Origin of the sequence: Coprococcus sp. AF16-22, assembly GCF_003461545.1 — a bacterium.
Lineage (GTDB): Bacteria > Bacillota > Clostridia > Lachnospirales > Lachnospiraceae > Coprococcus > Coprococcus aceti.
On record NZ_QTXH01000007.1, the window covers coordinates 50,380 to 69,900 of the forward strand.

19 protein-coding genes are annotated in these 19,521 nt (G+C 46.1%); 18 read left to right on the forward strand and 1 reads right to left on the reverse strand.

What is annotated here, in order from left to right; genetic code table 11:
- Positions 1–527: 527 nt before the first annotated feature.
- Positions 528–1,298 (reverse strand): N-acetylmuramoyl-L-alanine amidase, encoded by a 771-nt coding sequence (locus tag DWW60_RS08880; protein WP_022217526.1) that lies wholly within the window; start codon positions 1,296–1,298, stop codon positions 528–530.
- A 176-nt stretch (positions 1,299–1,474) separates the two neighbouring features.
- Between DWW60_RS08880 and DWW60_RS08885 the strand changes: the two genes are divergently transcribed.
- The 18 genes from DWW60_RS08885 (at position 1,475) to potA (ending at position 19,521) form a co-directional block, all read left to right on the forward strand.
- Positions 1,475–2,527, forward strand: a complete 1,053-nt coding sequence (locus DWW60_RS08885; protein ID WP_022217527.1) for an L-threonylcarbamoyladenylate synthase — start codon at positions 1,475–1,477, stop codon at positions 2,525–2,527.
- A gap of 42 nt (positions 2,528–2,569) precedes the next feature.
- Positions 2,570–2,995 (forward strand): ribose 5-phosphate isomerase B, encoded by a 426-nt coding sequence (rpiB, locus tag DWW60_RS08890; protein ID WP_015534276.1) that lies wholly within the window; start codon positions 2,570–2,572, stop codon positions 2,993–2,995.
- A 379-nt stretch (positions 2,996–3,374) separates the two neighbouring features.
- Positions 3,375–3,686, forward strand: a complete 312-nt coding sequence (locus tag DWW60_RS08895; RefSeq protein WP_015534275.1) for a vacuolar (H+)-ATPase G subunit — start codon at positions 3,375–3,377, stop codon at positions 3,684–3,686.
- Positions 3,687–3,723: 37 nt separating this feature from the next.
- A complete protein-coding gene (locus tag DWW60_RS08900) occupies positions 3,724–5,751 on the forward strand; it encodes a V-type ATP synthase subunit I (protein ID WP_117875089.1) in 2,028 nt (675 codons plus the stop codon).
- A gap of 28 nt (positions 5,752–5,779) precedes the next feature.
- The gene (locus DWW60_RS08905) at positions 5,780–6,253 is read left to right on the forward strand and encodes a V-type ATP synthase subunit K (protein ID WP_004850778.1); all 474 of its coding nucleotides are present in this window, start codon (positions 5,780–5,782) and stop codon (positions 6,251–6,253) included.
- Between the two features lie 24 nt (positions 6,254–6,277).
- Positions 6,278–6,880: a V-type ATP synthase subunit E gene (locus tag DWW60_RS08910; protein WP_022217530.1), complete on the forward strand. Its 603-nt coding sequence runs from the start codon at positions 6,278–6,280 to the stop codon at positions 6,878–6,880.
- Between the two features lie 14 nt (positions 6,881–6,894).
- The gene (locus DWW60_RS08915; RefSeq protein ID WP_117875091.1) at positions 6,895–7,866 is read left to right on the forward strand and encodes a V0D/AC39 family V-type ATPase subunit; all 972 of its coding nucleotides are present in this window, start codon (positions 6,895–6,897) and stop codon (positions 7,864–7,866) included.
- Positions 7,859–8,179: a V-type ATP synthase subunit F gene (locus DWW60_RS08920; RefSeq protein WP_117875093.1), complete on the forward strand. Its 321-nt coding sequence runs from the start codon at positions 7,859–7,861 to the stop codon at positions 8,177–8,179. The genes DWW60_RS08915 and DWW60_RS08920 overlap by 8 nt, the downstream gene beginning before the upstream one ends.
- 36 nt (positions 8,180–8,215) lie before the next feature.
- Positions 8,216–9,979, forward strand: coding sequence for a V-type ATP synthase subunit A (locus tag DWW60_RS08925; RefSeq protein ID WP_117875095.1), 1,764 nt, complete (start codon positions 8,216–8,218; stop codon positions 9,977–9,979).
- 4 nt (positions 9,980–9,983) lie between these two features.
- Positions 9,984–11,354: a V-type ATP synthase subunit B gene (locus DWW60_RS08930; RefSeq protein ID WP_004850771.1), complete on the forward strand. Its 1,371-nt coding sequence runs from the start codon at positions 9,984–9,986 to the stop codon at positions 11,352–11,354.
- 262 nt (positions 11,355–11,616) lie between these two features.
- A complete protein-coding gene (locus DWW60_RS08935; RefSeq protein ID WP_015534270.1) occupies positions 11,617–12,300 on the forward strand; it encodes a V-type ATP synthase subunit D in 684 nt (227 codons plus the stop codon).
- A gap of 73 nt (positions 12,301–12,373) precedes the next feature.
- Positions 12,374–12,547: a hypothetical protein gene (locus tag DWW60_RS08940; protein ID WP_227135321.1), complete on the forward strand. Its 174-nt coding sequence runs from the start codon at positions 12,374–12,376 to the stop codon at positions 12,545–12,547.
- 22 nt (positions 12,548–12,569) lie between these two features.
- The gene (locus tag DWW60_RS08945) at positions 12,570–14,027 is read left to right on the forward strand and encodes a glycoside hydrolase family 32 protein (RefSeq protein WP_117875097.1); all 1,458 of its coding nucleotides are present in this window, start codon (positions 12,570–12,572) and stop codon (positions 14,025–14,027) included.
- A gap of 314 nt (positions 14,028–14,341) precedes the next feature.
- Complete coding sequence (locus DWW60_RS08950; RefSeq protein WP_117875099.1) at positions 14,342–15,124, forward strand: TraX family protein; 783 nt, start codon at positions 14,342–14,344, stop codon at positions 15,122–15,124.
- Complete coding sequence (locus DWW60_RS08955; RefSeq protein WP_117875101.1) at positions 15,121–16,275, forward strand: M20 metallopeptidase family protein; 1,155 nt, start codon at positions 15,121–15,123, stop codon at positions 16,273–16,275. The genes DWW60_RS08950 and DWW60_RS08955 overlap by 4 nt, the downstream gene beginning before the upstream one ends.
- 52 nt (positions 16,276–16,327) lie before the next feature.
- Positions 16,328–17,221 carry a hypothetical protein gene (locus tag DWW60_RS08960; RefSeq protein ID WP_117875103.1) on the forward strand — a complete coding sequence of 298 codons (894 nt, stop codon included), beginning with the start codon at positions 16,328–16,330 and terminating at the stop codon, positions 17,219–17,221.
- A gap of 593 nt (positions 17,222–17,814) precedes the next feature.
- Complete coding sequence (locus DWW60_RS08965; RefSeq protein ID WP_015534264.1) at positions 17,815–18,039, forward strand: hypothetical protein; 225 nt, start codon at positions 17,815–17,817, stop codon at positions 18,037–18,039.
- Positions 18,040–18,072: 33 nt separating this feature from the next.
- On the forward strand, positions 18,073–19,521 hold the full coding sequence (gene potA / locus DWW60_RS08970; protein WP_015534263.1) for a polyamine ABC transporter ATP-binding protein: 1,449 nt from the start codon (positions 18,073–18,075) through the stop codon (positions 19,519–19,521).

Genomic DNA, 19,521 nt, shown 5'->3' on the forward strand with positions numbered 1-19,521 from the left:
TGGTATTAAAATGTGTATTATAGTTTACCACATTTGTCAAGCAAGTAAATAGGATATATGGAGAAAATATTGGAATTTTCCGTGAAAAAATATCCCTAATTCTACGTTATGTATACTTTTATGAAAATTTCATAAAATATGCTCAAATGGGGTTGGAAAATGGCTTTTTATGCGTTATTGTGGAGTTGTGAGCGGGACGTGCTCAGGATATTTAGATGAGCTCATTTCTTTATTTTTCTACAAATTCTGTCTGATTCTTATCGTCTCAGATACAATTCCCAGAGATAGTGATATGACAGTGCTCACACATTTCCATAACTGACACATGGCACATAAAAGGAGAATAATACATCACAACACATCTGTCTTTACATTGCATGGCAGGGATGGAAAAATAAACTATTTGGGGGTGATGCCTATAGGGGGTTAAAAGGCAGCAGTAGCATATAGAACATAATTATATGCACAGAATTACACTTAACATCTATTTGGGGGGCTCTGCCGCTGTCACAGCAGAGCTCCTGGTTTTATTTGGCGTGCTGTTCATGCCATGTACAGACTGCATTGCAGATGGCGTTTGCTAGGGCGGTCTGGTATTCATCATTGCACAGATCGGAACATTCCTTTGTGTTGCTCAGAAAGCCGCACTCAACGATGACGGCGGTGCATGGACTTTCCCGCAAAACAAGGTATTCGGAATTGCCCTTTGCCGCCCGTGTGTTGGATGGATCGGCTTCGGAGATGAGATGCTCCTGGATGCACTCCGCCAAGGCTTTACCACCGGAGGAAGTGGAGTAATAAAATACCTGCGCTCCGTGGACATACTCGGCTGAATAGCTGTTCTGGTGGATGCTGATGTAGAGATCAGCGTTTACATTTGTGGCGAGGTTGGTGCGGGCTTTCAGATCTGAAGTCTTCTTGCTGGATGCATTTTCACTGTTCAGGGACTTGTCGGAGTCTCTGGTCAGATACACGGAAAATCCCTGATCCGTAAGTGCCGATGCCAGCTTTGAGGCGATGGCCAGATTTATATCCTTTTCCATGATCCCATCCGGGCTGACCTTACCCGGGTCAAATCCGCCGTGTCCCGGATCGATGAGGATCGTAAATGATTTTGCCGCATCTGTGGTGTCCAAACCTTCGGTGGATGTGTGCTCATTTCCTGTATTGGTGGAAGTATCCTGCCCGGCTGTATGGTCTGCGGGACGGACTATAAATATGTAGCAGAGGATTGGAGGAAGTATTACTGCAAATATTATGGCAAATACAAGTATGTATAATTTGGTGGAAGTACGCATCGGTGATACCCGGGAAGTGTAATTACTATTTTATATGACGGCGGCGGACGTTATATGATATATGTTACCCAAATGTAGCCTAAACATTTGACACACATGCAGTGCTGGGCTAAAATATGGGCGTATATGCAATAATATAGAAGCGATAACAATTTATTATAGAAGAAGGTAAAGTGATGAACACTATAATTGCAAAAGCAGGAGTGGATGACGACCGCATGTACGAGCAGGCGGCGGAGATACTTAAGAGAGGTGGTCTTGTAGCATTCCCGACAGAGACAGTGTATGGCCTTGGAGGAGACGCGCTGAATCCGGATGCGTCACATCGGATATATGCGGCAAAGGGCCGGCCATCGGACAATCCGCTCATAGTCCATATAGCAGAGACATCAAGCGTGTATGAACTGGCGGAGACAGTAAGTGACGACACGAAGAAGCTCATGGAAGCATTCTGGCCGGGACCACTCACCATCATACTCAACAAGAAAGAGGTTGTTCCGCACACGACCACTGGCGGACTTGATACGGTTGCCATCAGGATGCCATCACATCCGGTTGCCATGAGGCTCATAAAGGATTCGGGAGTGTATATCGCAGCTCCAAGTGCCAATCTGTCCGGACGACCATCCCCGACCACTGCGCAGCATGTGCAGCAGGATATGGACGGCAGGATAGATATGATCATCGACGGCGGGGCAGTCGGAATCGGTATAGAGTCGACGATAGTGGACATGACCGGAGACAGACCGACTATATTGCGGCCTGGATATATCACTCCGGAGATGATAAGGGATATCGTTGGCGATGTGACTATAGATCCGGCGATAACAGGTATGAACAATGCTCTGAGACCTAAGGCTCCGGGGATGAAGTACACACACTATGCTCCAAAGGGAGAACTCAGCATAGTAGAGGGCGATAGACTGGCTGCGGCTGAGAAGATAAGAAGTCTTGTTGCGGAGAAAAAGGCGCAGGGATACAAGACTGCGGTACTGTGTGACACTGACAATGTCAGTCTTTATGATGACGGAGTATGCGAGAACGTATACGATGCCGGAAGCAAGAAGAACGAGATAACTGTGTCTGCCGGACTGTACAGTCTGCTCAGAACCTGTGATGACATAGGTGCACAGTATATATACAGCGAGTCATTTGAGGAGGGGGACATGGGCTACGCCATCATGAACCGTCTCATCAAGGCTGCAGGACACAGGATAATAAGCTGTTAGTTAATTTCGAAAAAAATATTATATAAAAAGGAGAATCAGAACATGATAGCACTTGGATGTGACCACGGCGGATATGAGCTTATGCAGGAGGTTATAAAGCATCTTGAGGAGAGAGGCCTTGAGTACAAGAACTTTGGCTGTTACAGCACAGAGTCAGTTGACTACCCGGTATATGGACAGGCAGCAGCAAAGGCAGTAGCCTCAGGTGAGTGTGATAAGGGAATCATCATCTGCGGAACAGGAATAGGAATATCGATCTCAGCGAATAAGATAAAGGGAATCAGAGCTGCACTCTGCCACGACTGCTTCTCGGCACAGGCGACAAGAGAGCACAACGATGCAAATATGCTGGCTATGGGTGCCAGAGTCATAGGACCTGGACTTGCACTTAAGATAGTCGACATATTCCTCGACACACCATTCTCAAATGATGAGCGTCACGTAAGAAGAATCGGAATGATTGAGTAGTATAATAAGTTATGCCGTAAGGGGGACCCCGTTCATACTCAAAAAAGAATCCCATGACAGTATGGTCAAGACTGTCATGGGATCTTTTTTTATACGGTTTTCGTCAAACTGCATCATTTGTTCGACATATAACCGCGTTAAAAGGAAGAAAAATGATTAATGGATAAACATAAGTATTATCAACATAGTCACATTGTACATTAACAATAAAAAAATATCAAGGGGGTTGTACAAACTTTACAAAATGTTTATTTACAATATAGCCAACTCATTATAAAATAATATTACTTGAGTTTTGACATAATAATCTAAAGTGATGCTTTGATGAAGTGTTTATGGAATTGAGTCTGCTCATAAATTTTTATAAGGGAGGAATGTTATGCTGCAGGAGACTATGAAGAAGATAACCGATGCAGAGTCTGAAGCTGACGAGATCATTCGCAAGGCCAAGGAAGAAGCCGACTATACAGTAGCTGCTGCAAAGAAGGAGGCTGCGGATATGATCGCGGCCGCAGGATCAGCTTCGAGAGAAAGCATGAAGAGTGCCGAGGGAGCCGGCAGATCTGAGGAGGAGAAGCTCACGGTGAAGGCGATGGATATTGCCACCGCTGAGATCGCACATCTCAGGGAACGTGCAGCGTCCATGGAAGGCGAGGTTACTTCCATGATCATCGCAGAGCTGGTGGGATGAAAAGCCCTGCAGGCATTTTAAGAAAGGGGGTAAATGTATGGCGGTACTTCCTATGAAGAAGATTGAGATCTGTGCCATGAAGAGGGACAGAAAAGCAATTCTTGAGAAGCTCCAGTCGCTGGGAATGGTTGAGATACAGACTGATAACGAAGAGACTGATGACTTCAGGAAGATGAGTACCACAAGCCAGAGAGCAAAGTACGAGAAGAGAGTACAGAATACAGATGAAGCCTTACAGATAATTGATAAATATGCTCCGGAGGAGAAATCCATATTTGCCAGCCTGGAAGGACGGCAGGAGGCGTCAGAGGCTGACATTCAGGAGATCATAGCTGGAAGATGGGATTATAACCGTAAGGTTAAAAAGATCCAGGAGATCAGCAAGGACATAGCCGGCTGTGAGGCGGGAATAGTCAAATGTCAGGTGGCTATAGACGGATTGGCGCCGTGGCTGAATATGGACATACCGATCAATACCACAGGGACCGAGAAGACGGATGTGATGATCGGAACTATGCCACCGGGGCTCACGGAGACGGATATTCAGGGGTATATAAGCTCTGCGGAACCGGAGATAGCGGGATACACAGTCACTGTTGTAGGATCTGATAAGGACCAGACTTGTATGGTGGCAATAGCCATTAAAACTGTATCACAGAGGGTGGAGGAGATATTGAGATCCCATGGATTTACAAGAATTTCGTATTTCTCCAAAAGAACACCTGAACAGAAGACGGATAAGTACAGGGCGGATATAAGGGAGTTCGAACAGTGGATAGAGGACAAGAAGAATGAACTAGTATCCATGGCTGATGACAGAGACAAGCTGAGACTTCTGGCTGACTATTACCGCATAAGGGCGGATAAATATAAGGTCCTTGGAAGCCTTCTCCAGTCAAAGAGCACATTTGTCATATCGGGATATGTGCTGGAGAGAGATGCAGACAGGGTAGTGGCTGTACTCAATGAGAATTTCAGCCTGATGGCTGATGTATATGATGTTCCGGAGGATGAAGCGGCACCTATACAGCTTCAGAATCCGAAGATGTTTGCATCGGCGGAGGGTGTACTGGAGTCATTTGGACTTCCGGGAAAAGGTGAGATGGATCCAACCACACCGATGGCGATATTCTATATATTCCTGTTCGGACTCATGTTGTCCGATGCGGCGTATGGACTCATCATATTCCTGGCATGTTTTATTTTGATCAGGAAATTCCCGAAGATGGAGAACGGACTTCAAAAGTCCCTGCGTCTGTTCATGTACTGTGGTATATCCACACTGATATGGGGAATATTATTTGGTGGTTTTTTCGGAGACCTGATAACGGTGGTATCGAGGACGTTTTTCCACCACGAGGTGACGTTCAAGCCGGTATGGTTTGCACCGCTGGATGACCCAATGAAGCTTTTGTTATTCTCTTTGCTGTTCGGACTTATACATTTGTTCGGCGGACTGGCACTCAAGGGATATATGTGTCTGAAGAAGGGAGATGTGAAATCATTCATATGCGACGTGCTTTCGTGGTTCATGCTCATTACAGGACTTGTGCTGATGCTCATGCCGACGGAGCTGTTCGCATCTATAGCACAGATGCAGTTCAATTTCCCTGGCTGGCTTAAGAATACAAGCTACGGACTGGCGATTGTGGGAGCTGCGATCATCGTGCTCATGTCGGGAAGAGACCACAAGAATCCGGTGCTCAGACTTGCGCTTGGGCTGTATGACATATACAACCTGACAGGCTGGCTGTCAGATCTGCTGTCGTACTCAAGGCTTCTTGCTCTGGGACTTGCGACGGGAGTTATAGCACAGGTAATAAACCAGATGGGAAGCATGGCTGGCGATGGAATATTCGGAGCCATAGTGTTCATCATCGTATTTGTAATAGGACATCTGTTCAATCTTGCGATCAACATGCTGGGAGCATACGTGCACACATGCCGTCTCCAGTATGTAGAGTTCTTCGGCAAATTCTACGAGGGCGGCGGCAATCCATTCAGGCCGTTCAGAGAGAATACGAAGTACGTTGATATAGTAAGTGGTACAGAAACACAGAAATAAGAAACCAATTTTAGGAGGAGAAAATATTATGACAATGGGAACGGTTTTGGCATTAGTGGGAGCTGCGCTTGCAGTAATTCTTGCAGGCATGGGATCTGCATATGGAGTAGGAGTTGCTGGTCAGGCGGCAGCAGGTGTAGTAAGTGAGGATCCAAGCAAATTTGCAAAAGTTCTTATCATCCAGCTTCTTCCGGGTACACAGGGTATCTACGGACTTCTTGTTGGATTCATAGCATTGTCCAACATAGGAATCCTTTCAGGAACACCGAAGGAGCTCACAGTAGCACAGGGACTTATGATGCTTGCAGCATGTCTTCCAATAGCGGTAGTTGGTCTTGTATCAGCAATGCACCAGGGCAAGACAGCAGTTGCAGCAGTTGGAATAGTTGTAAAGAAGCCTGATCAGTTTGGTAAGGCGATGCTTTTCCCAGCCATGGTTGAGACATATGCGATCCTTGCACTTCTGGTATCAATTCTTGCGGTAAATGGAATCAAATTATAACTTTTTGTAAGGAGGATGTACTTTATGACGGGATTGGAAACAATCGTAGAACAGATCCTTCAGGAAGCGCAGAAGGAAGCTGAAGAGATCAAAGCTCAGGCTGCCAGAAACGCGGATTCCATCATTGCAAATGCCAAAAAGACTGTGGATAAGATGAATGAGGAGACCAGAGAGAAGGTTGCCCAGGCAGAAAAGTCCGGATCATTCAGGGCAAAGTCCTCATCAGAACTTAAGAAGAGACAGGCGATACTTGCGGCAAAGCAGTCCATAATTGGAAATATGCTGGATAAGGCATATGACGCAATGGTGGCGCTCCCGGATGAGGAGTATTTCCAGGTGATCGTCAAATGTCTGGAGAAGTCGGTACAGCCGAAAAGCGGAGAGATATGTTTCTCTGGGAAAGACAGAAAACGACTTACACCACAGACTGAGAAGCAGATAGAGCAGATAGCTGCAGCTCACGGAGGAAGCCTTAAGGTGTCCAATGGGAACTGTGATATAGATGGAGGATTTATCCTGATCTACGGAGGAATCGAGGAAAACTGTTCATTCAGAGCAATGCTGGACGCGAACAGAGAACATTTGGCAGACAAGGTAAATGAATTATTATTTGTTGATAACAGATAGCTGGAGGTAGGCAGATGGCAGACAAATATATATATGCAGTTGCCAGGATCAGGGCACTTGAGATGACGCTTATGAGTCAGGCAGTCATAGAACAGCTCGTGGCCACGGATTCCTACAAGAAGGCGGTTCAGTTCATCATAGAGAAGGGCTGGGGCGATAGTGATAAAGCCAGTATGGATGAAAATGACATACTTAGGGCGGAGACTGACAAGACGTGGGCTGCTGTGGCTGAGATGGTGGATGATATGTCCGTGTTCGATGTCATAAGACTTCCAGATCTGTATCACAACCTCAAGGCGGCGATCAAGACTGTGGTTGCCGGGGAGACTCCTGCCCATGTGTTCTTCGACAATGCCGAGATAGACGGTCAGAAGATGCTGTCCATCGTAAGTGACAAGGCGTGGGACAGACTTCCAGAACACATGAGAGACTGCGCGAGGGAGGCTTGGGACTGTATGGCACAGGCTGGAGATGGACAGATGTGCGATGCTGTGATAGATCGAGGAACACTGCTGGCGATCATGCAGGCTGCAAAGAAGGCAGATGACAGCCTGCTCAGGGATTATGCAGAGACGACGGTGGCTGTTGCAGATATCAAGATAGCGGTGAGATCCATGAAGACAGGCAAAAACAAGAATTTCATGAAGAGAGCCATGGCGGAGTGCAACACTCTGGATATTGACAGGCTGGCGACGGCTGCGGTGGCTGGCATGGAGGAGATAGAGAGATACCTTGCAGATACAGCATACGCTGGTGGGGCAGAGGCACTTTCTGAGTCGGCATCGGCATTTGAGAGATGGTGTGACAACCGTATCATAGAAACGATAAAGCCTCAGAAGTACAACCCATTTACGGTGGGACCGATAGTGGCGTACATTCTGGCGAGGCTCAACGAGATAAAGACAGTCAGGATCATATTGACATGCAAGCTGAACCAGCTTCCGGAGGAGGCTATCAGGGAAAGGGTAAGGGAGATGTATGTATAAGATAGCTGTTATGGGCGATTATGACAGTATATACGGATTTGCAACTCTGGGCCTGGATACATTCCCTGTAGATAATCTGGATTATGGGGTCACGTTGCTGAAAAGGCTGGCGGAGGACGATTATGCAGTCATATATATGACCGAGGCACTGGCTTCGGATCTCAATAAAGAGATAGACAGATACAGAGAGGTTATGAAGCCTGCGATCATTCTCATACCGGGGATATCTGGCAATACAGGGGCCGGAATAGCGGGAGTAAAGAAATCCGTTGAGCAGGCTGTAGGCTCGGATATTTTATTTAATGAAGAGTAGTGGAGCATACAAATAGAAGGGAGCGTGAGCTGTTAAGTGGCTACAGGAAAGATTAAGAAGGTCGCCGGACCACTGGTCATCGCAGAGGGCATGCGTGATGCAAATATGTACGACGTGGTGCGTGTAAGTGAGAGCAGACTTATCGGCGAGATCATAGAGATGCACGGAGATCAGGCATCAGTTCAGGTATACGAGGAGACATCAGGACTTGCACCGGGAGCACCGGTGGAGTCAACGGGAATGCCTCTGTCGGTTGAGCTGGGACCGGGACTTATAAGCAGTATATACGATGGAATCCAGAGACCGCTGGATGATATCATGAAGATATGTGGCAATAACCTGAAACGAGGAGTTGAAGTTCCATCGCTGAAGAGAGATGTCAAGTGGACATTTGTGCCGACTGCCAAGGTAGGTGATAAGGTGTCGGCAGGCGATGTGATAGGAACAGTTCAGGAGACTGTGGTCGTCACACAGAAGATCATGGTGCCTTATGGTGTGACAGGAACCATCAAAGAGATAAAGGCAGGAGAATTCACAGTTGAGGAGACTGTGTGTGTGGTTGAGACAGACAAGGGTGACAGGGAGCTGACACTCATGCAGAAGTGGCCGGTTCGTAAGGGCCGTCCATATCAGGAAAAGATACCACCGATCATGCCACTTATCACAGGACAGAGAGTTGTAGATACATTCTTCCCTATAGCAAAGGGAGGAGTGGCTGCGGTTCCCGGACCTTTCGGAAGCGGCAAAACAGTTATCCAGCATCAGCTTGCAAAGTGGGCTGAGGCGGATATCGTTGTCTACATCGGATGCGGAGAGCGTGGAAATGAGATGACAGATGTTCTGAACGAGTTCCCAGAGCTGAAGGATCCGAAGACCGGACATTCACTCATGCAGAGAACAGTCCTCATAGCCAACACATCGGATATGCCGGTTGCGGCCAGAGAGGCATCTATATATACGGGTATAACTATAGCTGAGTATTTCCGTGATATGGGTTACTCGGTGGCACTCATGGCGGATTCCACATCGCGTTGGGCTGAGGCGCTCAGAGAGATGTCAGGACGTCTGCAGGAGATGCCTGGTGAGGAGGGTTACCCTGCTTACCTCGGTTCAAGACTTGCACAGTTCTACGAGAGAGCCGGAATGGTCAAGGCTCTCGGCAGCGAGGGCAGAACCGGTGCACTGTCGGTTATCGGTGCGGTTTCTCCTCCGGGTGGTGATATTTCCGAGCCGGTTTCACAGGCAACACTTCGAATCGTCAAGGTATTCTGGGGACTGGATTCATCGCTTGCGTACAAGAGACATTTTCCTGCCATCAACTGGTTGACTTCATACTCTCTGTATGTGGACAATATGGGCAAATGGTTCGAGGAAAATGTAAATGAAAAGTTCATGGTCGACAGACAGAAGATGATGACCCTGCTTCAGGAGGAGGCAGAGCTCGATGAGATCGTTAAGATGGTAGGTATGGATGCCCTTTCAGCGGGAGACCGACTGAAGATGGAGGCGGCGAGATCCATCAGAGAGGATTTTCTTCACCAGAACTCATTCCATGATGTGGACACATACACACCGCTTCACAAGCAGTTTCTGATGATGGAGCTCATCATGGCATTTTATGAGGAGTCAGCGCAGGCGCTGGCCGGTGGAGCAAGCATAAGAAATATTCTGAACATGCCGATCAGAGAAAAGATCGGACGATTCAAATATGTGCTTCCTGAGAATGTGGATGAAGAGTACGAGAAGATATCCAGGGAGCTTGACAAGGAGCTTCAGGAAGCTATAGAGAAGGAGGACTAAGACTATGCCAAAGGAATATAGAACTATACAGGAAGTTGCGGGTCCTCTGATGCTGGTGCACGGAGTTGAGAATGTAGCTTATGATGAGCTGGGTGAGATTGAGCTGGCGGACGGCGAGATCAGACGATGCAAGGTCCTTGAGATAAATGGTGAGGATGCCCTGGTACAGCTCTTTGAGAACTCGACAGGTATCAATCTTTCAAACAGCAAAGTAAGATTCCTTGGAAGGAGTATGGAGCTCGGCGTATCAGAAGATATGCTTGGCCGTGTATTTGACGGACTTGGAAGACCTATAGATGGCGGTCCTGAGATACTTCCTGATGAGAGAAGAGATATCAATGGTCTGCCGATGAATCCGGCTGCCAGGAACTATCCGTCTGAGTTCATTCAGACAGGTATATCAGCCATAGACGGACTGAACACACTGGTAAGAGGACAGAAGCTGCCGATATTCTCGGCTTCAGGACTTCCGCACAGCCAGCTTGCAGCACAGATAGCAAGACAGGCAAAGGTGCGCGGAACAGATGAGCCATTCGCCGTCGTATTTGCAGCCATGGGTATCACATTTGAGGAGGCAAACTTCTTCACAGAGAGCTTCAAGGAGACTGGTGCCATAGACAGAACAGTCCTCTTCATCAACCTGGCAAATGATCCTGCGGTTGAGCGTATCGCCACACCTAGAATGGCACTTACCGCCGCTGAGTATCTTGCATTTGAGAAGAACATGCACGTTCTGGTAATCCTCACGGATATCACGAACTATGCGGATGCACTTCGTGAGGTATCAGCCGCAAGAAAAGAGGTTCCGGGACGCCGTGGTTATCCTGGATACATGTACACTGACCTGGCAACTCTGTATGAGAGAGCCGGAAGACAGAAGGGTAAGAATGGAAGTATAACCATGATACCGATCCTGACCATGCCTGAGGATGACAAGACTCATCCTATACCAGACCTCACGGGATATATCACAGAGGGACAGATCATTCTCTCAAGAGAGCTGTACAGAAAGGGAGTCACACCGCCTATCGATGTACTTCCATCATTGTCCAGACTTAAGGATAAGGGAACAGGTGAGGGCAAGACCAGAGGAGATCATGCCAGCACCATGAACCAGTTATTTGCAGCTTATTCAAGAGGAAAGGATGCCAAGGAGCTCATGACTATCCTGGGTGAGTCGGCACTTTCGGATATAGATATCATATATGCAAAGTTTGCAGAGGCATTTGAGAAGGAGTATGTATCCCAGGGGTACGGCACCGACAGAAGTATTGAGGAGACACTTGCCATAGGCTGGAAGCTTCTCTCCATTCTTCCTAGAGCCGAGCTGAAACGTATCGACGACAAGTGGCTTGACATGTATTACGGAAAGTAGTGGGTAGGCAATTTTGTGGGAAGATTGTGGAATATAGCATTCGACTGCATACCTGAGCAGGAGCGCTTTCGCTCGTTTCACCCTGCAGCGGTACTAGCGCTCGCATGCTCGCTGAGTACCGGCGGGCTCAAATGTCCTGCCCATGGTAATGCAGTGGATTGCTATATATTTAAAGCATTCGTGCAAAATTGCCATATACACGTTGTCTTTGTAATACATGTCAAGTAGCATGAAAATATATTTGGAAGAAAGGAGAAGACAGATGGCTAATGTTGTGGTTAATCCAACCAGAATGGAGCTGACAAGGCTTAAGAAGAAGCTGGTCACGGCATCCAGAGGCCATAAGCTCCTGAAAGATAAAAGAGATGAGCTGATGAGGCAGTTCCTTGACATGGCAAGAGAGAATATGGAACTGAGAAAGAAGGTTGAGGCTGGCATCAAAGCTGCCAACACAGGCTTTGTAATAGCGAAGGCGGGTATGAATGAGCAGACATTGAGTACGGCGCTCATGGCTCCGAAGCAGGAGGTGCGGATCGCCCTTGGCGATAGGAATGTAATGAGTGTTGATATTCCTGTGTACGACTATAAGACGAAAAGCGCAAATTCAAATGACATCTATTCGTATGGATTTGCATTTACATCTGGAGAGCTGGACGATGCAGTGAAGTCCCTCTCGGATATACTTCCTGATATGCTGAGATTGGCGGAGGTGGAGAAGTCTTGCCAGATGCTCGCAGCGGAGATAGAGAAGACCAGAAGGCGTGTAAATGCTCTTGAGCATGTTATCATCCCGGAGACTCGGGAGGGAATAAAGTATATAAGCATGAAGCTTGATGAGAATGAGCGAAGCACCCAGGTCAGACTTATGAAGGTCAAGGACATGATGCTGGAGGAGGCTCATCACTACAAAGAGCATCAGTTCGAGCATGCGCAGCAGACAGAATGATATTTAAACTTATAGGACAAAAGTTTTGATAAAAACCGCCCACACCTCAGATAAATAAAGGGGTGTGGGCGGTTTGATCTTCTTGTGGACGGGAAATGAAAATAATCTGTATTTCCAGTTTGCGGGAAGCAAGACTGTTGCAAGAGTATCAAAGTATGAGATAAGCCAGATAGGCGACAAGGTTTCGTTCGTATTCATGCCACATAAGCTGCACTTCTTTGACAGCACAACCGAAAAAACAATCTAATCAAGCAGAAGGAGGTCACAGTATGTATACATGCCAGAAGGCAGATGAATATATAGAAAAGAACAGAGTAGACAGAGCAGACAAGCCGGAGTTCCATCTTACAACTCCGGTGGGCTGGTTAAACGACCCTAATGGATTTTCCATATATGGAGGAAAGGCACATTTGTTTTATCAGTTCCATCCATACAGCACGGAGTGGGGACCTATGCACTGGGGACATTCCACCTCAGATGATTTTATAAGATGGGAGGAGCTTCCAACAGCACTGGCACCTGACTCGGATTATGATGCATTTGGGTGCTTTTCAGGAACTGCAATAGAGAATGACGGGAAGCATGTATTGTTCTATACAGGAGTAGTTGAGGAAAAACTGGCTGATGGAACTAAGAATGTTATACAAAACCAGTGTATGGCTGTAGGCGATGGAATTAGTTATGAAAAAATATCCAGCAATCCTGTTGTTGATGGGAAGATCATGCCAGAGGACTGCAGCCGTGCTGATTTCAGAGATCCGAAGGTCTGGAAGGATGCGGACGGCAGGTACTATATGCTGGCTGGAAACCGGACATATGATGGAATCCCTCAGGTTGTACTGTTCTCTTCAGATGATATGTACAACTGGAAATTTGAATCAGTATTTGCAAAGGATGAAACAGGCAGATTTGGCGCAGTGTGGGAGTGCCCAGACTATTTTGAGATGGATGGACATAAGGTGCTTATAGTATCCCCACAGGACATGTCAGCAGATGGAGAGTTTCACAATGGAAATAACGTGGTATTCTTCACAGGCGATGTGGATGAAGAGAAACATATTTTCAAGTATGAAAAAGCAGTATCTGTGGACAGTGGATTTGATTTTTATGCACCACAGACTATAAGAACACCTGATGGCCGAAGGGTGATGATTGGCTGGATGCAGTCTTGGGACAGCGTAAATACGCTGCCACGTGGACAGAAGTGGGCATGTATGATGTCAGTTCCAAGAGAACTAATGATCTCTGACGGCAAGCTGATTCAGACTCCGGTCAGAGAGCTTTGTGGATACAGGCAGAACAAGCTGGTAGTTAATGATACTTTGCGTGGTGAGAAGACATATGAAGGCATTAACGGCAGAGTTATCGATATGACAGTTGATATAAAGAAAGCTGAATGCGGACATTTTACAATGCACTTTGCAAAGAATGAGATTCATGAAACCAATGTCAGCTATACCCCGGGAGCACAAATGCTTGAGATAGACAGAACATTTGCGGGATGGATACGTGATACAAACTGTGTGCGCAAGGTCAAAATCAAGAATGGCAATGGACTTTCAAAAATGAGAATAGTGATGGATTGGAATTCCATAGAGATATTTGTAAATGATGGAGAACAAGTGCTGTCTACAGTTATATATACACCGCGCAATGCTCAGGCTATTGTATTTGAAACTGACGGATGTGTGGAACTTGAGGTGGAGAAATACGATCTGAACATATAGGTCATATGCTCTGATTGACACAGAGGGTGATCGAATACCAGCTTGCAAAGATTAGAAAAACATCTGATTTTGCAGACTGGTATTTTGTTTATTTATCCAGCAAATATGCTGACTACATGTAAATGCGCAATGTCATAAATTTAAGCGTATTGAAAAAAAGTTAAGCTCTGTTATTCAATGCAGTTATGTTATACTTATAGTGAAAACACAGTTGAAAAGTGTGGTAGTGCATCAGTGCGGGGGCCTAAAAACGACTACTGTACTTATTAGGACTAAAACATCAGTAAATGTTGGAAAAACAAAGGAGAAATTGCATGAAAGTTCATAATTATAAAATAGAAAATAACTTTGAGCAGGCAGAGGGTGCAACTTGTGAAACGTGCAGAAAAATAACATTGAACGGAATAGGTCTGCTTTCCGGAGCACAGCTTAAGTATATAGCGTTCATTTCAATGCTCATAGATCATACGAATAAGACATTGCTGTATCCGTATCTGGATGGTGGAATAATATCGGCTGTAAGTGATGTATTTGATGTCCTGGGGCGGATAGCTTTCCCGATATTCATATATATGTTGGTGGAAGGATATTTTCATACGAGAAACAAGTGGAAGTATCTTGGAATGCTGCTTATATTTGGCGTGATATCTGAGATCCCTTATGACATGTTCTCCAGTGGCGTATTCTTTGAATGGAATGCAAATAATATTATGTTTACATTGGCGATGGTGCTGGCAATGATATGGATCATTGATGTGCTGAGGAAAAAAATGGAGAAGCTTCCCAAGGCAGTATGGTTTATAGCAACGATACCGATAGTTGCCATAGTGTGTCTTATATCGATGAATCTTGCGGTTGATTATGACTACCACGCCATACTTATAGGATATTTCCTGTATATATTTCATGAAAAGTCCGCAATTGCAATACCGTTCTGCTACCTGGCGATGTTCAAGGAACCGTGGGCACTGTTGGGGTTTGGACTGACTTTGACATACAATGGCAAGCGCGGCAGGCAGAATAAGCTGGTGAATTACCTGTTCTATCCAGTGCATATGCTGATACTCGGTATTATAAGGATGTGTCTTGGGCTGTGATAGATGAGAAGGAGCACGGAGGCGTTATGGAAATTGACAAAGAGCTTATGACAAAGATATATGACCTCAGACGCAGGCTTCACAGCATTCCTGAGGCTTCGATGCATGAGATGCGGACTAAGGCGATGCTCATGTCGTTTCTCAGGGAGAATACTGACCTTGAGATCGTGGATAGAGGTGCTTGGTTTTATGCGGTGCTGAAATCTTCTTATGACATAATAGGGGATGAAGAAAGAACGCCGATCGCGTTCAGGGCAGACATGGATGCAGTGTGTGGGCAGGATGGAAAGCCGGGACATTACTGCGGGCATGATGGACATAGCAGTATATTATGTGGGGCTGCGGCCTGGTTGTCCCGTGCAAGCCAGAATCAGATAATTAACAGGGACGTCTATTTCATTTTCCAGCCAGGCGAGGAGATTGGTGCCGGGGCAAGGCTGTGCAGAGATCTTATAATTGAGAAGAATATAGGTGAGATTTACGGACTTCATAACATACCAGGATATCCGAGAAATCATGTGCTGACGATAGATGGAACATTTGCATGCGCATCAACGGGGCTTGAGATACATATGATAGGGACAGCCAGCCATGCGGCATATCCTGAGGCGGGAAAGAATCCGGGGCCTGCGCTTGCCAGGCTGCTGCTGGAGATAGAGAAGCTTACGGAGGAGTACAACCGCAGCAGGGGATTTGTCAGGATGACGCTCATCGGAATGGATATTGGAAGTGCCAATTACGGTGTGGCTGCATCAGAAGGAACGCTGCGCATGACGGTGAGGGCTGAGAGAGAAAAGGTATTTGCCGGGTATGTGGATGAGATAAAGCAGATTGCACAAAATACTGCGGACGATGGGGGCTTCACCCTTGATATACAGGAGATAGAGCGGTTCCCGGCAACGGAAAATCATGCTGTGAATGTGGACAAACTGAGAAAATGTGCTGCTGACCAGAATATTGTGGTTACAGAACTCGCTGAGCCGATGAGGTGGTCGGAGGACTTCGGATACTATCTGCAGGAGACAATGGGAGCATTCTTCGGCGTAGGCGATGGTGAGGATCATGCCCAGCTCCATACGGCGGGATTCGAGTTCCCGGATGAGATCATAGAGACAGCAGTTAAAATGTTTGTGGGGCTGGCATTGATGTAGTGCATGTAAGAGATAGTAAGTTATTTGATGTTCAAAAATGGGGTGAAGTCGTATGAAGATAAAATATGACAGGCGCGTAATGCGTATAATTCTGATCACCGCGGTGGTGGTATCTGTTCCTACACTTGCAGGAATGATCTGTGGTGTGTTTTTTGATGATGTTGTCAGTACATTTTGCGATGTTATGATGGTGACCAGCGTTATTACATTTTGCCCTATGGCTGGTTTGTGGCTTGCCTACCTGGACGCATGGCTGTACCTGAGAGAACTGATCAAGGCCGGATATGAGGTCCCAGACGACAGAAGGAAATATAATTGTGTGCTGGAAAATCTGCCGAGAGAACGAGAAGATTATTGCATCGTTGATGGAAGGGACAGGGATAGCGTGATATCAGCATGTATCACGGCTGCATGTGCACTTTGTTTTGCGGTGGTGGTCATAAAGTATTATGTAGGGTGGTGGCGCTGGCTCCCCGGAGTGTCGCTTCCTGGAATATGTCTGTGTATTGTTGCTGTATTCTGGGTGGCTGGGGCAGTTGTATATTATAGGCAGTCTGACAATAGAAGATATAGAGGAAGGCTTGAACCAGTCGATGACAGAAAGGTAAGGACCTATCTGTTTAAGAAGATAATGACTGTACTTTTGGCTGGCTTTGTATCCGTGATTTTTGATCTGGCTATGTTTTCTGCGGCTGGTTACATGGCCAAAGCGCAGGTGGAGGCGGATGTTGAGAAGGTGAGATACGAGGTCGCTGGTATCGGCGATGTATCTCGTGACGGTCAAGATGGAACATACCAGCCAGGAGAGATAGACACGGACAAGCTGGGCATAGATTTTCGGATGAAAGACGGACATCTTGAATGGCAGTCAGAGCACGGGCAGATGAAGCTTACGTATGTATATACATGGAAATATGGGAAAACGGAAAGAAGTATCATCAGATGATTTTTGCGTAAACTTGTGCCTGTTCAGGCATAAAATCCCTCTCGTAGAACATAATAATAACAAGTTGTAAAAGGGATGTGTGTGGAGGTTCGGCATGACAAAAGCGGCAAAGATATATCTGGTGGTTCTCATATGGCTGTCAGCACTGGTGCAGTTGGCGGTACTTCTGATCTAGAATTTATTAGCTATTATTTGAATAGCGATTCGGATTTGACGGATTCAGTAAAATGTGACTGCCTCTTGAGTCATTCCGGAATTGTTCAGAATGAAATAGCAGGTAACGACCTGTTTTGTTAAAGAATTAAATGAAAATATATATCATTACCAATGATTATATGTTAGAATAAATCGACTTTGTTTCAAATTGCAGGGATGCAGCCGCGAATATGCGGAATGTTTGGAGACAGGGTCGATTTTTCTGCATAAAATGCAGAATGATCTTCATGGATTTTGGGAAAAATAGGAAGTCTGTTAGCTATTTTACCCTGGATACCGTGCCTTAAAATGTATCTCGACATGGAGAGGCAGGTGGATAGGGCTACTAACCGTGATCCATGCCATCACCCGGTATCATAAAGGGGTTTTTTCTTAACATGTTTTTGATTCCCCGACAGTATGAGGGCAAGATAAAGTTGTGCTCATGCGAGGAGAGCTATCAGATAGGCTTTTCGTTATTTGCTCCCCGGGCTGGTGAGATATACAGCAGTGATACATGGAGCGTGGATTTGTTGTCCGCTGACGGCGGGGCGGTCGCTCTTGTCGTCCATTTGGAATGGCAGATGACAAATGCGCTTTGTTGGGGCACTGTAAGTAAGTGACGGAGTATGTCATGATACTTAAGGAGGAAATAAATGGAAAAAAACAACAATAATTCCAACAATATCATTGAATTGAAAAACATTGTCAAGACCTATGACAATGGATTCACAGCAGTTGACGGCTTTAACCTCGAAGTGAAGAGAGGCGAGTTCGTCACGTTCTTAGGCCCTTCAGGCTGCGGAAAAACCACGACACTTAGAATGATAGCAGGATTCGAGATTCCTACTTCAGGAGAGATATTACTGAATGGACAGGATATCAGCAAGCTTCCACCAAATAAGAGACCTATCAACACGGTCTTTCAGAGGTATGCGCTGTTCCCACATCTGAATATCTTTGACAACATAGCATTTGGCCTCAAGCTCAAGAAGCTTCCTAAGGCAGAGATCGTGAAGAAGGTCAAGAAGGTCCTTGAAATGGTTGACCTTGAGGGCTTTGAGGACAGAAAAGTCGCCACGCTTTCGGGTGGACAGCAGCAGAGAATAGCTATAGCGAGAGCTCTTGTCAATGAGCCAGAGATACTTCTTCTGGATGAGCCTCTTGGCGCACTGGATCTCAAGATGAGAAAAGAGATGCAGATAGAGCTCAAGGGAATGCATGACAGGCTGGGAATCACTTTTATCTATGTAACACATGACCAGGAGGAAGCACTCACCATGTCAGACAAGATAGTTGTCATGAGCGAGGGTGAGATACAGCAGATAGGAACTCCTGAAGATATATATAATGAGCCAAAGAATGCATTTGTTGCGGATTTCATAGGCGAGAGTAACATCTTCAACGGAATTATGACGGGCAAGTTAAAGGTAAGATTCTGTGGTGCAGAATTTGTCTGTCTGGATGACGTGGAGATTGGAACAAAGGTGGATGCCGTAGTAAGACCGGAAGATGTGATGATCACTACACCTGAACAGGGCGCTGTAAAGGGAGTTGTGACATCTGTTGTGTTCAAGGGTGTACACTATGAGATCACCGTTGAGTCCGGAAGGAATGAGATAGTTATTCAGACCACAAAGTCCGCCAAGGTTGGAGACAAGGTTGGCCTCAATGTTGAACCTGATGGAATACACATCATGATATCGGAGACTGCAATCAACAAGATTGAGAGCTCAGTCAATAGAAATTATGCCCTCGGCGTATTTGACGGTAAGGTATCATGCGACCTCACGGAGATCGTTCCGGGTTCAGCCATGAAGGATGGCGTGCTGGTGGATGCAAATGGTGAGGCGATAGACCGTGAGAAGATCAAGGTAATAGTATCTATACTTCCAGAGGATATCGACATGAGTGATGACGAGGAAGCTGGTATAATCTGCGGACATATCATCAATCTTATATATAAGGGAGACCACTACAGCTATGTGGTGAGAACTGACAATGAGGAGGACTTTATCGTGGATGACGAGTACCTGTGGAACATGGAGGACAGAGTCAGCCTGATAATTCCAGAGGATAAGATGAAGTTTTCACTTAAGAAATAG